Raw genomic sequence first — 15,457 nt, 5'->3', positions numbered from 1 at the left:
AATGCCGCCCGGATTGCCGCTGCCACTGGCGCGCGTCCGGCACCAATGTCTCGATGAGGAGTATCACGTGAGCCAGCCCCGCCACAGCGGAGAACACAGCAGCGGAAAGCCCAGCAGCGGACGGAACAGAACCGTCCGCGACGTCGTTTTCGTGGACGGTGTCCGCACCCCGTTCGGCCGGGCGGGCGAGAAGGGTATCTACGCCGGAACCCGCGCCGATGACCTCGTGGTCAAGTGCATCCGCGAACTGATGCGCCGCAACCCCTCGCTCCCCGCGGACCGCATTGACGAGGTGGCTGTCGCCGCCACCACCCAGACCGGCGACCAGGGCCTCACCATCGGCCGCACCGCCGCCCTGCTGGCCGGGCTTCCACGCACCGTCCCGGGCTTCGCCGTGGACCGGATGTGCGCCGGCGCCATGACCGCCGTGACCACCACCGCCAGCGGCATTGCCTTCGGTGCGTACGACGTGGTCATCGCCGGCGGAGTGGAACACATGGGCAACCACCCGATGGGCGAGGGCGCCGATCCCAATCCCCGGTTCATGTCCGAACGCCTGGTGGACCCGGCCGCACTGAACATGGGCAACACCGCGGAGAACCTGCACGACCGGTTCCCGGCCATCACCAAGGACCGCACGGACGCCTATGCCGCGGCGTCCCAGGACAAGCTGGCAGCAGCCTACGGGAAGGGCCAGATCCAGCCGGACCTGGTGCCGGTGGCCACCATGAAGCCGGGTCAGGGATGGACGCTCAACTCCGTTGACGAACCGCCCCGCCCGGGCACTTCCCTCGAGGACCTCGCTGCGCTCCGCACACCCTTCCGGCCCCATGGCCGGGTGACTGCCGGCAATGCCGCCGGGCTGAATGACGGGGCGACGGCGGCCCTGCTTGCTTCGTCGGAGGCCGCCGCAGAGCTTGGGCTGCCGGTGAAGATGCGCCTGGTCAGCTACGCCTTTGCCGGCGTGGAGCCCGAGGTCATGGGCATCGGCCCGGTCCCCGCAACGGAAAAGGCGCTGAAGAACGCCGGACTCGGCATCGAGGACATCGGGCTGTTCGAAATCAATGAGGCCTTCGCCGTCCAGGTGTTGAGCTTCCTGGACCACTTCGGCATTTCCGACGACGATCCCCGCGTCAACCGGTACGGCGGCGCCATCGCCGTCGGGCATCCGCTGGCCTCGTCCGGCGTACGACTGATGAACCAGCTGGCCCGTCAGTTCCAGGAAGACACGTCAGTACGGTACGGCATGACCACCATGTGCATCGGCCTGGGCATGGGGGCCACCGTCATCTGGGAAAACCCGCATCACTCGGACTACACAGGCTACAGCGGCGCCGTATTCCCAACCGACAATTCCTCCGCCGAAACTGACACTGCCAGCACCAAAACCGAAGGAGCCGCAGCATGAGCGCCGCCGATTTCCGCAAGCTTGCCGATCTCTTCCCCGACGAGACGGTCACGCATTCGTACGTCCAGGACATCGCGCTGCCGGGCGCCGCAGGCAAGCCCAGCGCCGGAACCTTCGCGCTGATCACCCTGGACAACGGCCTGGACCACTCCAAGCCCACCACCCTGGGTCCGAACACCCTGGTGGAGCTGGGCACAGTCCTTGAGGGGCTCAAGGAGCGTGCCGCCCGCGGCGAGATCGTGGGCGTCGGCGTGACGGGCAAACCCTACTTCCTGGTGGCGGGCGCGGACCTTTCCGCCGTCAAGTCCCTCAACAACCGGGACCACGGCCTCTGGATGGCGCAGCTCGGCCACGACGTGTACGCCACCCTGGCCAACCTGGGAGTGCCCAGCTTCGCGTTCATCAACGGCGTGGCCCTGGGCGGCGGCTTGGAGATCGCCCTGCAGTCCACGTACCGCACGGTTTCCAGCGGGGCCGGTGCACTGGCGCTTCCCGAAGCCTTCATCGGCCTTGTGCCCGGCTGGGGCGGCGTGTACATCCTGCCGCGGCTGATCGGACCCGAAAACGCCGTCAAGGTGATGATCGAGAATCCGCTCAGCAACAACCGGACGCTTACGGGTCCGCAGGCCTTCGGCCTGGGAATTGCCGACGCCATGTTTGAACCGGCCGACTTCGTGGAACTGTCCCTCGCGTGGGCCGCAAGCGTCATCTCCGGCGAGACGGTCCCGGAACGCCGCAACGCTGTCGACCCGGCCGACCCGGCGGTGGCCGAACGCTGGGCAGAGGCCGTAGCCGGCGGGCGGGCCTTCGTGGAGGCCAAGACGTCCAATGCGTCCCCCGCCCCGGCCAAGGTCCTGGACATCATGGCGGCCAACCGGACCATGACCCAGCCGGAGTCCGCGGCGCTCGAGTGCGAGACGCTGGCCGGCCTCATGCAGACCGACGAGTTCCGCTCCACGGTGTACGCGTTCCTGGACCTCGTGCAGAAGCGCTCCAAGCGTCCAGCAGGCGCACCGGACCGCAAGCTGGCCCGGCCGGTCACCAAGGTGGGCGTGGTCGGCGCCGGACTGATGGCCAGCCAGCTGGCCCTGCTGTTCGCCCGGCAGCTCAAGGTGCCGGTTGTGATGACAGACATCGACCAGGCCCGCGTGGACAAGGGCGTGGCCTACGTCCACGCCGAAGTGGACAAGATGCTGGCGAAGAAACGGATCAGCGCCGACGCCGCCAACCGGACCAAGGCGCTGGTGACCGGCTCGGTTTCCAAGGACGTGTTTGCTGACGCGGACTTCGTCATCGAAGCCGTGTTCGAGGAGCTGAACGTCAAAAAGCAGGTGTTCGCCGAGGTGGAGGCGATCGTCTCCCCCGAATGCATCCTGGCCACGAACACGTCCTCGCTGTCCGTGACTGCCATGGCTGAGGACCTGGAACACCCCGAACGCCTGGTGGGCTTCCACTTCTTCAACCCGGTGGCCGTGATGCCGCTGCTGGAAATTGTCCGCGCACCGAGGACCGACGACGCCGTGCTGGCCACCGCGTTCGAGCTCGCCAGGGGTTTGAAGAAGACTGCGGTCCTGGTCAAGGATGCGGCCGCATTCGTGGTCAACCGCATCCTGCTGCGCCTAATGGGCGAAGTGACCGCCGCGTTCGATGAGGGAACTCCGGCCGAAGTGGCGGACAACGCGCTGCGGCCCATGGGACTGCCCATGACGCCGTTCACTCTCGGCGCGATGGTGGGGCTGCCCGTGGCGCAGCATGTCCAGGAATCCCTGCACGCCGCGTTCGGGGACCGGTTCACCGTTTCGCAAAACCTGCAGAAGCTGATCGATAACGGCATCAAGTCCCTCTGGGCTGTGCAGAACGGGACGCCGGAGAAGGGCCCCGACGGCAAGCCGTTCATTCCGGCCGACACCCTGGCGCTGCTCTCCTTTGGCACATCACCGTCCACGGCCGAGGAGGTGCTGCGCCGCACGCAGGACGCGCTGGCCGAGGAGATCGGGCTCATGCTGGACGAGGGCGTGGTGGCCGGACCGGAGGACATCGACCTGTGCATGATCCTCGGCGCCGGCTGGCCGATGTTCCTGGGCGGCATCACGCCGTACCTGGACCGCGTGGGGGCCTCCGAACGGGTCAACGGCAAGAAGTTCCTGGCACCGGGAGTAGCCTCCGCGGCGGTTCCTTCTTAGCGCCAATCGGCCACACCCTGTCCGGGCCCACACTGCCCGGCCGGAATCCGGCGCCGCCGCCTGCACCGTCAACCGGTGCGGGCGGCGGCGCTCCCGTGTCCGGGCCCAGGTAGCGGTCAGCCTTCCCGGAGCGTGCCGTCCCTCAGTTCCAGGACGCGGTGGGCCCTGGCCCGGGCGTAGGTCAGATCGTGGGTGACCATGACGACGGCGGCGCCCCGCTCCGCTGCGGCACCCATGGCGTCGTCGAGGAGTTCCAGGCCGTGGCGGTCCAGCCCCACGGTGGGTTCGTCCAGCGCGATGAGCCGTGGTTCGCGTGCCAGGACCGTGGCGAGGGCCAGGAGCCGCTGCAGCGACGCCGGAAGCTCCTGCGGATGGGTGTCCAACCGGTCTCCGAGACCGACCGCGTCCAGGGCCGCCCTCGCCCTGACGGCCGGGTCGGTCACGAACCTCCGGTCCAGGCCGAACAGCACCTCGCGCAGGACGGTCCGCTCGAAAAGCTGGTCCCGGGGGTGCTGGAAGAGCAGGCCCACCCTCTCAGCAATGCGTCCGGTAGGAACGCCGGCGATGTCCGCGCCGTGAATCCGGACGGACCCGCGATCCGGGCGGAGCAGGCCGTTGAAATGCCGGAGCAGGGTGGACTTGCCTGCCCCGTTCGGGCCGGTCACGGCCACGACCTCTCCCGCCCGCACCGTGAGGCTGAGGTCGCCAAACACCGCCGGCCCCGTCCTGCGGCGTCCGGCCGGATACCCGAAGCTGATCCGCTCCAGCTCCAGGACTGTTTCCGCAGCGGCAACTCCCGCCCGGCGCTGAAGGCCGGGACCACCGCCCGTCCGGGCGGGAAGCACGACGCCGGTGCGCAGCAGCACGGGGCTGCCCGCCAGTTCGGCGGGGGTGCCCCGTGCGGTGACCGTTCCGCCGTCGAGCACCAGCCAGCGGGTAGCCGAGAAGGCCAGGTCATCGGCAGCCTGGCTCAGGACAATGACCGCGGTGCCGGAGTCCAAGAGACGGTCGACGAGCGCCCGGACCGACGCGGCGCCGGCGTCATCCAGCGAGCCAAGCGGTTCATCGAGCACCAGCACGCCGGGGCGCGTTATGGCGGAACAGGCCACGGCCAGGCGCCGCAGTTCACCGCCGGAGAGCGTGGCGGGGTCGCGTTCCAGCAGGGCCGTCAGGCCCGCCGCCCCGGCCGCATGCGCCACCTCCGTCCGCATCAGGTGCCGTTCCATGCCCCGGTTCTCCAGGCCGAACGCCAGTTCCTCGGCCACCGTGGACGCCACAGTGGACAGGAGCGACGCCGCATCCTGCGGAACGAAGCCCACGTGCTCCGACCAGAGGGCGGGATTGATCCGGGGGTCATCCGGAGCGCCGCGGAACACAAGGGGTGCGCTGTTCTCCGGCGGCGCCCCGTCGGATGCAGCGGGCAGGTGCAGGCTGCCCGTGAACCTGCCGGTGTGCCCGCCGAACGACCAGCCGGCCAGCAGCCTGCCGAGGGTGGACTTCCCACTGCCGGAACCACCGAGCACGGCGGTCAGCGTGCCTGGCGCCGCGGCCACGTCGACGTCGTGGAGGGCAGCGGTGTCCTCGCCGTGGTAAGTGAAGGCCGCAATCCTGGCCTCCAGAACAGTCGCAATCCTCATGCGGACAACCCTTCGGGCCACTGCCCGGAGATCCGCAGCGCCACGGCGGCTGCTGCAAGCAGCAGGGCAACGGCCCGGAATACGCGCTGGGCCGCACTGTCCGTCACTTCCCGGTAGCTGGTGCGGGTCCTGGCGCCGCTAAAGCCGCGGGAGTCAAGGGCCTGGGCCCGCTCACCGGCATCCTGGATGAGCGAGAGCACCAGCGGAAGCATCTGCAGCCGTGCCGCCGCCAGCCGTGCCAGCGGCCCGCCGCCGAACACCAGGCCCCGGGATTCCTGGGCATGCCGGATCCGCGCCAGCCGACGGGTAATGGCCGGGGCCAGGGTCAGGGTGGATGCCAGGACATAGCCGAACTGCGGAGGCACCCGCCGCGCTGACATGGCCGCCACCAGGTCCGGCACGCGGACCGTGAACGAAAAGAGCAGGAAAACCAGGACGTAGGCCGCAGTCCGGGCACCCATGTCCAATGCGAAACCAAGACCCTCCGCCGTGACCCGGACCGCACCCCACTGCGCCAGGACCATCCGGCCCTCGGGAAAGAACAGCCCGTGCATGATCAGCAGCGACAACCAGAAGGGCGCCAGGATCACGGCGGCGGCCGGCACCATCCGGCCGGCCAACCCCGCCCGCACCGCCAGCACCGCGCAGCCGAGCGCAACGGCAACGGACACAGCCCAGCTGGACACCGCCGTCGTCATCGCCGCTGTGGCTACAGCCGCAGCCAGCGCGGTCAGGGGGTTCAGGGCGGACGGCATGTTCAGGCGGGCAGGCACGGAATCAGGCGTCCGGCGTTTCCTGCTTCTTGCCGGCGAGCACGTTGTAGCGCCGCACGAACGCGAACTGCAGCGTGGTCCGGCGCGGCAGGGCGTAGGCCAGCATGGCGACAACGGCGAAGACGATGGCCTTGTCCATGGGGTCCGAAATGAGTGCCTGCTTGGTGATGGCGGCCAGGAGGGTATCGCCCATGGCCCGGAAGGCCCCGACGATTGCGCCGGTACCGACGCCGGACGTGCCGCCGAAAACGAAGGCCGCGATGGGAGCGGAGACGACGCCGGCCAGGATGCCCGTGACGAAACCCGCCACCGGGGCCAGGTAGAAGCGGCGGAACAGTCCGGAGCGCGCAGCCAGTCCCGCGAGGAAACCGATGAGAGCCGCCCCGGCTGCGAAGGGCAGCACCGTGGGGTTGATGAAGGACCAGACGACGCTGCTGAGGGCGCCCGTTGCCGCCCCGGCCGCAGGACCCGCAAGAACGGCGATGAGGACGGTGCCGATCGCGTCAAAATAGAACGGCAGGCCGGTGGAACCCATGATCTGCCCGAGCGCAATATTCAGGACGAGGGCCACCGGAATCAGCACCAGCGTGGACGTGGGAAGGGTCGGCAGCACGCCGACGATCAGGAGGATGGCTCCCAGCAGGAACCCGCCCAGCGCCACCAGGGTGGAACCGCTCGCCAGCCCGTTCGTGATGTCGGCCGGCTGCGTGAGGACGAGGAAAACGAAAGTGGCTGCAATGGACACAGCACCGAGGACTTCGAGCAGGCGACGGTTGCGGACCGCCGCCTGTCCAGGGGCGGCAAGGGTCCGGGATTGCTGTGACATGGCTGTTCCTTTTGGCTGTGGCTGCGGGCTGCGTTCTGCCGGCTGTGTCCCGCGGGCTGTGCTCAGCGGGACGCGGGTATCCGGATCGGCAAACACGCGCCTATGTCACCTCGGCGCAGCTACCATCTTAGGCCAGCCGGCCGGCCAGCGCCCCCACCGAACCGATCAGCTCATCGAAGCACTGTTCCGGGTTGTTTGACGTGACGATCCGGGCGTTTGGCGGCAGGCCCCACAGCCCGCGGTAATCAGCCACCGTGGTGCCCACCAGCAGCGGGGACCGGGTTTCGACATCCACCGTTGCCAGTGCCGTGGCCACGTCGGTGCGCCCCACGGCCACGCAGGCAGCGAAGGCGTCGTGCACGTGGGCCACGAAGCCCTGGTCGTGGAGCCGGTGGAATTCCATGTAGAAGCGGATGGCATCGGACAGGCACGCCACCAGCTTGTTGCCGGACTGGCTCCGGAGGCCCTCAGGCTGCTCCGGCAGCACACGTTCCGGCCCGGTGCCCGCCGCTTCGGCCAGCCGCTGCAGGTGTTCGGGCCGCATCTCAATCAGCTCGGTGGTCTCCAGCGCACACACCACCGGCAGCTTGTCCTCCGGGAGGCCCCGGTAGGCGGCAAACACTTCCTTCGCTGCATGCGGGTCAACCGAGACGTTCCATTCCGCCGTCGGGGTGGTATTGCCCTGGTAGTAGAAACAGCCGCCCATGATCACCAGCCCCTTGAGCAGGCGGGGCAGCTCCGGTTCCCGGCGAAGGGCGAGGGCGAAGTTGGTCAGCGGGCCGGTGATGAGGCCGGTGATTTCGCCGGGGTGCTTTCGCACCTCGTCCACCCACACATCCACGGCATGCCGCGCGGAGATCTGTTGCGCGGGCAGCGGCAGCTCGGCGTAGCCGATCCCCTGCGGCCCGTGGGTTTCCTCCGTGGTGACCAGGGGGATCTCCAGCGGCACCTCTGCTCCGACGGCCACCTCGATTCCCGGGTTACCGCACAGCTCCAGGAGGGCCAGGTTGTTCAGCGCAACCTGCCGCGCCCCCACATTTCCGGCCGTGCAGGTGATGGCCTGCACCCGCACATCGGGGCGGGACAGGAGGTACACCAGGGCCAGCGCGTCGTCGATCCCGGTGTCAACGTCCATCAGGACCGAATGCATCAGAAGAGTGCCACCTTGGGCGTGCGGGGGAAGATCGCGTCCAGCTCGGCACGTTCGTCAGCACTGGGCACCCATGCTGCAGCGGCGGCGTTTTCGCGGACCTGTTCGGGCCTGGTGGCGCCCGCAATCACACTGCTGACGGACGGCTGGGCCGCCAGCCAGGAGAATGCCACCTGGATTTCGCTGAGGCCGCGCTCCGCGGCGAAGGCGCTGAACTTGTCCAGCTGGTCCCAGTCGGCGTCGTTCACCAAATTGGTCCGGGTGTGGCTGAGGCGCGAGCCCTCCGGCGCCTTGCCCGGCGCGTACTTGCCGGTCAGCAGGCCGTTGGCCAGCGGGAAGTACGGCAGCACGCCCAGGCCGTAGGCTTCGGCGGCGGGCGTGACTTCGAGCTCGGCGCGCCGGTCCAGCAGGTTGTAGTGGTTCTGGGTGGAGATGAAGCGCGCCCCTCCGCGGGCACGGGCTACGAATTCGGCCTCGGCGATCTGCCAGCCGGCCCGGTTGGAGTGGCCGAGGTAGCGGACCTTACCGCTGGTCACGAGATCATCCAGGGCGGCAAGTGTTTCGTCGATGGGGGTCGACGGGTCCGGAGTGTGGAACTGGTAGAGGTCGATCCAGTCGGTCCCGAGCCGCCGCAGGGAGGCCTCGGCGGCCTGGACAATGTAGCGGCGTGATCCGCGGGCGCCGAAGTCGTTGCCGTTGGCTCCGCGCATGTCCATGCCGAACTTCGTGGCAACGATCGCGTCCCCGCGCCGGCCGCCAAGGGCCCTGCCCAGCATGGTTTCGCTGAGCCCGGGCTCCCGGCCGTAGGTGTCCGCGACGTCAAAAAGCGTAATGCCCGCGTCCAGGGCGGCATGCACGACGGCGTCGGTCCCCTCCTGCGACTCCGTCACCGTGTTGGCCCGGCCGAGGTTGTTGCAGCCGAGTCCCACGACGGAGACGGTCAATCCGGAATTTCCCACACGGCGGTATTCAGTCATGAATTCAGCCTATAACGGCCGCGCCGACGGTCCGGACGGCGGCATCCGGAGCGCCTGTCAGGTGGCGGGGAACTCGAGTCCGTGCTCGTCCATGGCATCCTCAAGCTGGGCCATGGTTTTGACGCCCATTCCGTGCAACTTCGAGAGTTCCCGCCTGCCGAACTGGACAACCTGTTCCAAGGTTTCCAGTCCTGCGTGGGCCATGGCCCGGCGGGCAGGCGCGCCGATTCCGTGGGGAATCGGGGTGTGGCCTGGTTGAACGGATTTACGCGTCATAGCGGATGCCTCCCAGAAAGTCGGTTGCCCCCTCTTAGAGGGTAAAGCCCGAAGCAGGTTTCGGCGAGTGCTTGAGCTTAAACGCCTCCGGGTCCCCGAACGGCGCCGCAGCGATGCTGAGTTTGGTGAAGTCCAGGTCCTCGCCGCGGATGCAGACCTTGATGGCGTTGACGGCCTTGTTGACGTCCGGGCACAGGCAGAAGATGTTGAGCTTGGCGTTGCCAAATTCCGACCGTTCCACGGTGCCCAGCCCGCGCCAGGCAAGATGGCTGATGAGGGCGTCCTTGGCTTTTTCCTCCAGGTAGCGGTCGCGGTCGGTGCCGTCCTTGGTTTTCAGGGCGTACTGGGCCACCACCCAAAACTGTTCCTCGTCGGGAATCTCGGCATAGCCGTCCTCCGCACACTGCACCGCGAAGGCGTCCATCAGGCCTTCGGCCGCCGCGGCGTCGGCGACGTCGGTTTCGTCCGTCTTGCTCTGGTGGCCCACTACGCCGTGATTCATCACGAACTGGCTATAGTCCTCATCAAACCAGGCTTCCCGGAACAGCAGGACCCCTTCGTCGTCGCGTTTGTAGACCCTGATAATTCCGCTCATGCCCGTCCTCTCCTGAACCACTCGGCGTCTGTGCCGTCGAACGGTGCGTGTTGTGCCTTGACGGCCTGGTAAAGCTGTTCTGTTTCCTCGAGCATGCGGTCCACAAGGTCCCGCGGGTACTCCATGCTCGCTTGGTGTTCGGCGAATTCGTCCTCGTCGTCGATGTAGACTCCCCGGGCCACGGACCGGATCACGTCGAGGTCCATGTCGATGACGTGGAACTCAAAGGTGCCGGGCCGGATGCCGTTCCAGCCGTGGCCCACGGCGAGGTCCACGTACACCCGGAAGTCTCCGGGATAGGTGTCGTCGTAGAAGGTGGCGACGTAGTCGCCGTTCCGCGGCACGAGCAGGACGGCGTCGGACCTGGCATGAAAAGCCGCTCCGGGCCGTGAGATGAATGATCCCTCCGGCTGGAAGATCCACCAGCCGTGGCGGTCCTCGCCGAGGTAGCTGCCCGGCACCACCCAGTGGGCGCCGCCGTCCCATTTCCGGTTCCGCGCCACCACCAGGTCTCCCGGTTTGAGGCTCTCGGGAGGTGTGGCCTCGTGCGGAATCACAGTTTCGGCAGGCTGCCCGTAGTCGGGTGCTCCTGGCCGGGCAGGGGACGCGCGAAAGGCACCTTGGTCCCCAAAACCTGCGCAACGACGTCGTGCGTGATCTGGCGGGCCGTCAATCCGACGCGTTCCAGCACCTGCGCGCGCGTTCCGTGGTCCAGGAACTCTACCGGAAGCCCCACTTCGTTGAGGGCGGTGTCCACCCCTGCGGCGCGCATTTCCTGCCGGATGCGGGAGCCCACACCCCCGGCGCGGACGCCGTCTTCGATGCAGATGACCAGCCGGTGGCGGGCAGCCAGCGCAATGATCGACTTCCGGACCGGCAACAGCCAGCGGGGGTCCACCACAGTGGAACTGATGCCTTGCGCGCCAAGCCGGTTGGATACGTCCAGGGCGAGCTCGGACATGGCCCCCACACTCACGATCAGCACGTCGTTTTCACTGGAGCCCGACGGGCGGCGGGCCAGGACATCCACGCCGTCGCTGAGCCGTTCGAGGGCTTCCACTTCGGCGCCCACGTTCCCCTTGGAATACCTGACCACACTGGGGGCGTCCTTGATGGCCACGGCTTCGCGGAGTTCCTCCCGAAGCCTGGTGGCGTCGCGGGGCGCTGCGAGGTGGAGGCCCGGAACGATCTGCACCATGGCCATGTCCCACATGCCGTGGTGGCTGGCGCCGTCGGGGCCGGTGACACCGGCGCGGTCCAGCACAATGGTGACTCCTGCCCTGTGCAGGGCAACATCCATCAGCAGCTGGTCGAAGGCACGGTTCAGGAAGGTTGCGTAGACGGCCACCACGGGGTGGAGCCCGCCGAAGGCCATGCCGGCCGCCGAGGTCAGGGCGTGCTGCTCGGCAATCCCGACGTCGAAGACGCGGTCCGGGTGCCGCGCGGCGAACTTGTGCAGGCCAACAGGAATGAGCATGGCACCGGTAATCCCCACGATGTCCTTGCGCTCATCGGCAATGGCTGCGATTTCATCGGCGAAGACCGACGTCCAGGACTGGGCGCCGCCCGCCTCGGTGGGCTCCCCGGTTTCGGGATCGATGATGCCTACGGCGTGGAACTGGTCAGCCTCGTGGGCGCGGGCCGGCGCATAGCCGTGGCCTTTCTCGGTCATCGCATGCACAATCACCGGGCCGGCGTAGTTCTTGGCGGTGGAGAGGGCGTGCTCCATGGCTTGGAGGTTGTGGCCGTCCACGGGGCCGATGTACTTCATGCCAAGGTCCTCGAACATGCCCTGCGGCGCCCACCAGTCCTTGATGCCCTTCTTCATGGCGTGCAGGCTACGGTAGGTGAACTGGCCCACGGGTCCGCCGTTTTGCAGCTTCCGCTTCCACCAGTCGAGGGTGCCCTCGTAGGCCGGGGCGGCCCGGAAGGAATCGATGGTGGGACGCAAGGAAGCGAGGTAGTCGGCGAAGCCGCCCACCGTGGCCGCATAGGAACGGCCGTTGTCGTTGACGACGATGACCACGCGGCGCTTTTTGTCCGCGGCGATGTTGTTGATCGCTTCCCAGGCCATGCCGCCGGTCAGGGCGCCGTCGCCCACAACCGCGATCACGTAGCGGTCGCCGTCGCCGGTCAGCTGCCGGGCGCGGGAGATGCCGTCGGCCCAGGACAGTGACGAGGAGGCGTGGGAGCTTTCCACGATGTCGTGCTCGGATTCGGCCCGGTCCGGGTAGCCGGACATGCCGCCTTCCTGGCGGAGCGTGCTGAAGTCATGGCGTCCGGTGAGGAGTTTGTGGACGTAGGACTGGTGCCCGGTGTCAAAGACAATGCTGTCCCGGGGAGAATCGAAAATGCGGTGTACGGCCATGGTCAGTTCCACCACGCCGAGGTTCGGTCCGAGGTGGCCACCCGTCTGCGACACGTTGCCGATCAGGAAACTCCTGACCTCCGCAGCCAGCTGGGACAGCTGTTCTTCGGTCAACTTGCTCAGGTCCTGCGGATTCCGGATGGTGTCCAAGATTCCCAACGGGGCCTCCTTCGGGTGGTAGACATGCCTTTTAACTCTAACGCCTCACAGGCGGTGCGGACGCAGGGACCGACCTCCCGCAACGCAAAGCCCCGGCCCGTCAATGACGGGCCGGGGCTTTCGCTGATGCCGGTATGGAACCCTGCCGTTAGTTGGCGGAGATCTGGCGCAGCACGTACTGCAGGATGCCGCCGTTGCGGTAGTAGTCCGCTTCGCCCGGGGTATCGATGCGGAGGACCGCATCGAAGGACTTGGCGGAGCCGTCTTCAGCCGTAGCGGTGACCTTGAGGGTCTTCGGGGTGGTGCCTTCGTTGAGGGCGGTCACGCCCTCAACCGCGAAGGTTTCCGTGCCGGTGAGGCCCAGGGTTGCGGCTGATTCGCCGGCCGGGTACTGCAGGGGCAGGACGCCCATGCCGATCAGGTTGGAGCGGTGGATGCGCTCGTAGCTTTCGGCCACGACTGCCTTGACGCCCAGGAGCGCGGTGCCCTTGGCTGCCCAGTCACGGGACGAGCCGGAGCCGTATTCCTTGCCTGCCAGGACCACCAGCGGGGTGCCGGCTGCCTGGTAGTTCTGGGCGGCGTCGTAAACATACGCCTGGGGTCCGTCCGCCTGGCTGAAGTCGCGGGTGAAGCCGCCCTCGACGCCGTCGAGCAGCTGGTTCTTGATGCGGATGTTCGCGAACGTGCCGCGGATCATCACTTCGTGGTTGCCACGGCGCGAACCGTAGGAGTTGAAGTCCTTGCGCTCCACTCCGTTGGCCAGCAGGTACTGGCCGGCAGGCGTGTCCGACTTGAAGGAACCGGCCGGGGAGATGTGGTCGGTGGTGACGGAATCGCCGAGCTTGAGCAGCACGCGGGCACCGGTGATGTCCGTGACGGGCTCCGGCGTGGCCTTCATGCCTTCGAAGTACGGGGGCTTCCGGACATACGTGGACTTCTCGTCCCAGGCGAAGGTGTCGCCGGCGGGGGTGTCGAGGGCCTTCCAGCGGTCGTCGCCGTCGAAGACGCCCTCGTAGCCGCGGGCGAACATTTCCTTGTCGATCGAGGAATCGATGACCTGCTGGACCTCGACCGGGTTCGGCCAGATGTCCTTCAGGAAGACGTCGTTTCCGGCTTCGTCCTGGCCCAGGGCGTCGGTGTCGAAGTCGAAGTCCATGGTTCCGGCCAGGGCGTAGGCGATGACCAGCGGCGGCGAGGCCAGGTAGTTCATCTTGACGTCCGGGTTGATGCGGCCTTCGAAGTTCCGGTTGCCGGACAGCACGGCGGTGACGGAAAGGTCGTTGGCCTGGATGGCCTCGGAGATTTCGGCGTCCAGCGGGCCGGAGTTGCCGATGCAGGTGGCGCAGCCGTAGCCCACGATGTAGAAGCCGAGCTTCTCCAGGTACGGGGTGAGGCCGGACTTCTCGTAGTAGTCGGTGACCACCTTGGAGCCGGGGGCCACGGAGGTCTTGACCCACGGCTTCGCGGCAAGGCCCTTGTCCACGGCGTTGCGGGCCAGCAGTGCGGCGGCGAGCATCACGGACGGGTTGGACGTGTTGGTGCAGGACGTGATCGAGGCGATGGACACCGCGCCGTGGTCCAGCTCAAACTCGCGGCCATCCGCAGTGACAACATGCACCGGAACGGACGGACGTCCCTCGGCACCGTTGGCGGCAGACTCAACGCGGGCCGTTTCCGTGGTGTGGGAGTCAGCGTGCGTGAAGGAGGGCGGGTCGGAAGCCGGGAAGGACTCTTCCAGCGACTCGTCCACGCTGCCGTCTTCAATGGTCACGTAGTTGTGGATGTCCTTGCGGAACTGCTCCTTGGCATCCGTGAGCTCGATGCGGTCCTGGGGACGCTTCGGGCCGGAGATGGAGGGAACAACCGTTGACAGGTCCAGCTCGAGGTACTCGGAGAACTTGATCTCCTTGGAAGGATCGTGCCAGAGGCCCTGTTCCTTCGCGTAGGACTCCACGAGGGCGACGTTCCCCTCGGAGCGGCCGGTGAGGCGCAGGTAGTCGAGCGTGACGTCGTCGATCGGGAACATGGCGGCAGTGGAGCCGAACTCCGGGCTCATGTTGCCGATGGTGGCGCGGTTGGCCAGCGGCACTGCCGCCACACCTTCGCCGTAGAATTCCACGAACTTGCCCACGACGCCGTGCTTGCGCAGCTGCTCGGTGATGGTGAGGACGACGTCGGTGGCGGTGGCGCCGGCCGGGATGGAACCCGTCAGCTTGAAGCCCACAACGCGCGGGATCAGCATTGACACGGGCTGGCCCAGCATGGCGGCTTCGGCTTCGATGCCGCCCACGCCCCAGCCCAGCACGCCCAGGCCGTTGACCATGGTGGTGTGCGAGTCGGTGCCGACGCAGGTATCCGGGTACGCACGAAGCGCACCGTCAACTTCGCGGGTCATCACAGTGCGGGCCAGGTACTCGATGTTGACCTGGTGCACGATGCCGGTTCCCGGCGGGACGACCTTGAAGTCGTCGAACGCGGTCTGGCCCCACCGCAGGAACTGGTACCGCTCGCCGTTGCGCTGGTACTCGATCTCCATGTTGCGCTCCAGTGCGCCGGAGTTGCCGAAGGCGTCGATCTGCACGGAGTGGTCAATCACCATTTCGGCAGGTGCCAGCGGGTTGACCCGCTTGGGGTCGCCGCCAAGTTCCTTGACTGCTTCACGCATGGTGGCAAGGTCCACAACGCAGGGCACGCCAGTGAAGTCCTGCATGATCACGCGCGCCGGCGTGAACTGGATTTCAGTGTCGGGCTCGGCGCTGGGGTCCCAGCCGGCCAGTGCTCGGACGTGATCGGCCGTGATGTTCGCGCCGTCCTCGGTCCTCAACAGGTTTTCAAGCAATACCTTGAGGCTGAACGGAAGGTTTTCTGCACCTTCAACGGAGTTCAACCGGAAAATTTCGTATTCGGTACCGGCTACATTAAGTTTGCCTTTTGAACCGAAGCTGTCCACAATGCTCATCGCAGGACTCCTCTCGCAACAGTTTCATCTTTGTCGCGCGGTAGACCGCTTGCTAGTTAGGTCATCCTAATTAGTACAAGGCCTTACAAAAGAGCATGGGGTCAGCCGGGAATTCGGCGCGCGACGTGGGACTACTACGCCCATCC

Annotated in this window: 12 protein-coding genes; 2 read left to right on the top strand and 10 right to left on the bottom strand. The window is 67.1% G+C overall.

The window, feature by feature from the left end; genetic code table 11:
• Positions 1 to 67: 67 nt before the first annotated feature.
• The gene (locus tag Q8Z05_RS16050; RefSeq protein ID WP_371745869.1) at positions 68 to 1,408 is read left to right on the top strand and encodes a thiolase family protein; all 1,341 of its coding nucleotides are present in this window, start codon (positions 68 to 70) and stop codon (positions 1,406 to 1,408) included.
• Complete coding sequence (locus Q8Z05_RS16045) at positions 1,405 to 3,591, top strand: 3-hydroxyacyl-CoA dehydrogenase NAD-binding domain-containing protein (RefSeq protein WP_305940584.1); 2,187 nt, start codon at positions 1,405 to 1,407, stop codon at positions 3,589 to 3,591. Before Q8Z05_RS16050 ends, Q8Z05_RS16045 begins: the two co-directional genes overlap by 4 nt.
• A gap of 116 nt (positions 3,592 to 3,707) precedes the next feature.
• Here the strand turns inward: Q8Z05_RS16045 and Q8Z05_RS16040 are convergent, their stop codons facing one another.
• The 10 genes from Q8Z05_RS16040 to acnA form a co-directional block, all read right to left on the bottom strand.
• The gene (locus Q8Z05_RS16040) at positions 3,708 to 5,228 is read right to left on the bottom strand and encodes an ABC transporter ATP-binding protein (protein ID WP_305940583.1); all 1,521 of its coding nucleotides are present in this window, start codon (positions 5,226 to 5,228) and stop codon (positions 3,708 to 3,710) included.
• Complete coding sequence (locus Q8Z05_RS16035) at positions 5,225 to 5,983, bottom strand: energy-coupling factor transporter transmembrane component T (protein ID WP_305943594.1); 759 nt, start codon at positions 5,981 to 5,983, stop codon at positions 5,225 to 5,227. The genes Q8Z05_RS16040 and Q8Z05_RS16035 overlap by 4 nt, the downstream gene beginning before the upstream one ends.
• Positions 5,984 to 6,005: 22 nt before the next feature.
• Positions 6,006 to 6,827, bottom strand: a complete 822-nt coding sequence (locus tag Q8Z05_RS16030; RefSeq protein ID WP_305940582.1) for an ECF transporter S component — start codon at positions 6,825 to 6,827, stop codon at positions 6,006 to 6,008.
• Positions 6,828 to 6,954: 127 nt separating this feature from the next.
• Positions 6,955 to 7,977 carry a nucleoside hydrolase gene (locus Q8Z05_RS16025; RefSeq protein WP_305940581.1) on the bottom strand — a complete coding sequence of 341 codons (1,023 nt, stop codon included), beginning with the start codon at positions 7,975 to 7,977 and terminating at the stop codon, positions 6,955 to 6,957.
• The gene (locus Q8Z05_RS16020; RefSeq protein ID WP_305940580.1) at positions 7,977 to 8,954 is read right to left on the bottom strand and encodes an aldo/keto reductase; all 978 of its coding nucleotides are present in this window, start codon (positions 8,952 to 8,954) and stop codon (positions 7,977 to 7,979) included. The genes Q8Z05_RS16025 and Q8Z05_RS16020 overlap by 1 nt, the downstream gene beginning before the upstream one ends.
• Positions 8,955 to 9,011: 57 nt before the next feature.
• The gene (locus Q8Z05_RS16015) at positions 9,012 to 9,230 is read right to left on the bottom strand and encodes a hypothetical protein (RefSeq protein ID WP_305940579.1); all 219 of its coding nucleotides are present in this window, start codon (positions 9,228 to 9,230) and stop codon (positions 9,012 to 9,014) included.
• A gap of 34 nt (positions 9,231 to 9,264) precedes the next feature.
• Positions 9,265 to 9,825, bottom strand: a complete 561-nt coding sequence (locus Q8Z05_RS16010; protein ID WP_305940578.1) for a hypothetical protein — start codon at positions 9,823 to 9,825, stop codon at positions 9,265 to 9,267.
• Positions 9,822 to 10,382, bottom strand: a complete 561-nt coding sequence (locus tag Q8Z05_RS16005) for a DUF402 domain-containing protein (RefSeq protein WP_305940577.1) — start codon at positions 10,380 to 10,382, stop codon at positions 9,822 to 9,824. The genes Q8Z05_RS16010 and Q8Z05_RS16005 overlap by 4 nt, the downstream gene beginning before the upstream one ends.
• Positions 10,379 to 12,352, bottom strand: coding sequence for a 1-deoxy-D-xylulose-5-phosphate synthase (gene dxs / locus Q8Z05_RS16000; RefSeq protein WP_305940576.1), 1,974 nt, complete (start codon positions 12,350 to 12,352; stop codon positions 10,379 to 10,381). The genes Q8Z05_RS16005 and dxs overlap by 4 nt, the downstream gene beginning before the upstream one ends.
• Before the next feature lie 148 nt (positions 12,353 to 12,500).
• Positions 12,501 to 15,311 carry an aconitate hydratase AcnA gene (acnA, locus tag Q8Z05_RS15995; RefSeq protein ID WP_305940575.1) on the bottom strand — a complete coding sequence of 937 codons (2,811 nt, stop codon included), beginning with the start codon at positions 15,309 to 15,311 and terminating at the stop codon, positions 12,501 to 12,503.
• Between the last annotated feature and the right edge of the window lie 146 nt (positions 15,312 to 15,457).

Source organism: Arthrobacter oryzae (genome assembly GCF_030718995.1).
Taxonomy (GTDB): domain Bacteria; phylum Actinomycetota; class Actinomycetes; order Actinomycetales; family Micrococcaceae; genus Arthrobacter; species Arthrobacter oryzae_C.
The sequence above is the reverse complement of the archived record's forward strand: the minus strand, read 5'-3'. Positions and strand labels throughout refer to the sequence as shown.

Bases quoted from the DNA above. Each gene is read 5' to 3' on its own strand.
- Q8Z05_RS16045 (WP_305940584.1), top strand. From the start codon at position 1,405: ATGAGCGCCGCCGATTTCCGCAAGCTTGCCGATCTCTTCCCCGACGAG.
- Q8Z05_RS16040 (WP_305940583.1), bottom strand. From the start codon at position 5,228: ATGAGGATTGCGACTGTTCTGGAGGCCAGGATTGCGGCCTTCACTTAC.
- Q8Z05_RS16035 (WP_305943594.1), bottom strand. From the start codon at position 5,983: ATGCCGTCCGCCCTGAACCCCCTGACCGCGCTGGCTGCGGCTGTAGCC.
- Q8Z05_RS16030 (WP_305940582.1), bottom strand. From the start codon at position 6,827: ATGTCACAGCAATCCCGGACCCTTGCCGCCCCTGGACAGGCGGCGGTC.
- Q8Z05_RS16025 (WP_305940581.1), bottom strand. From the start codon at position 7,977: ATGCATTCGGTCCTGATGGACGTTGACACCGGGATCGACGACGCGCTG.
- Q8Z05_RS16020 (WP_305940580.1), bottom strand. From the start codon at position 8,954: ATGACTGAATACCGCCGTGTGGGAAATTCCGGATTGACCGTCTCCGTC.
- Q8Z05_RS16015 (WP_305940579.1), bottom strand. From the start codon at position 9,230: ATGACGCGTAAATCCGTTCAACCAGGCCACACCCCGATTCCCCACGGA.
- Q8Z05_RS16010 (WP_305940578.1), bottom strand. From the start codon at position 9,825: ATGAGCGGAATTATCAGGGTCTACAAACGCGACGACGAAGGGGTCCTG.
- acnA (WP_305940575.1), bottom strand. From the start codon at position 15,311: ATGAGCATTGTGGACAGCTTCGGTTCAAAAGGCAAACTTAATGTAGCC.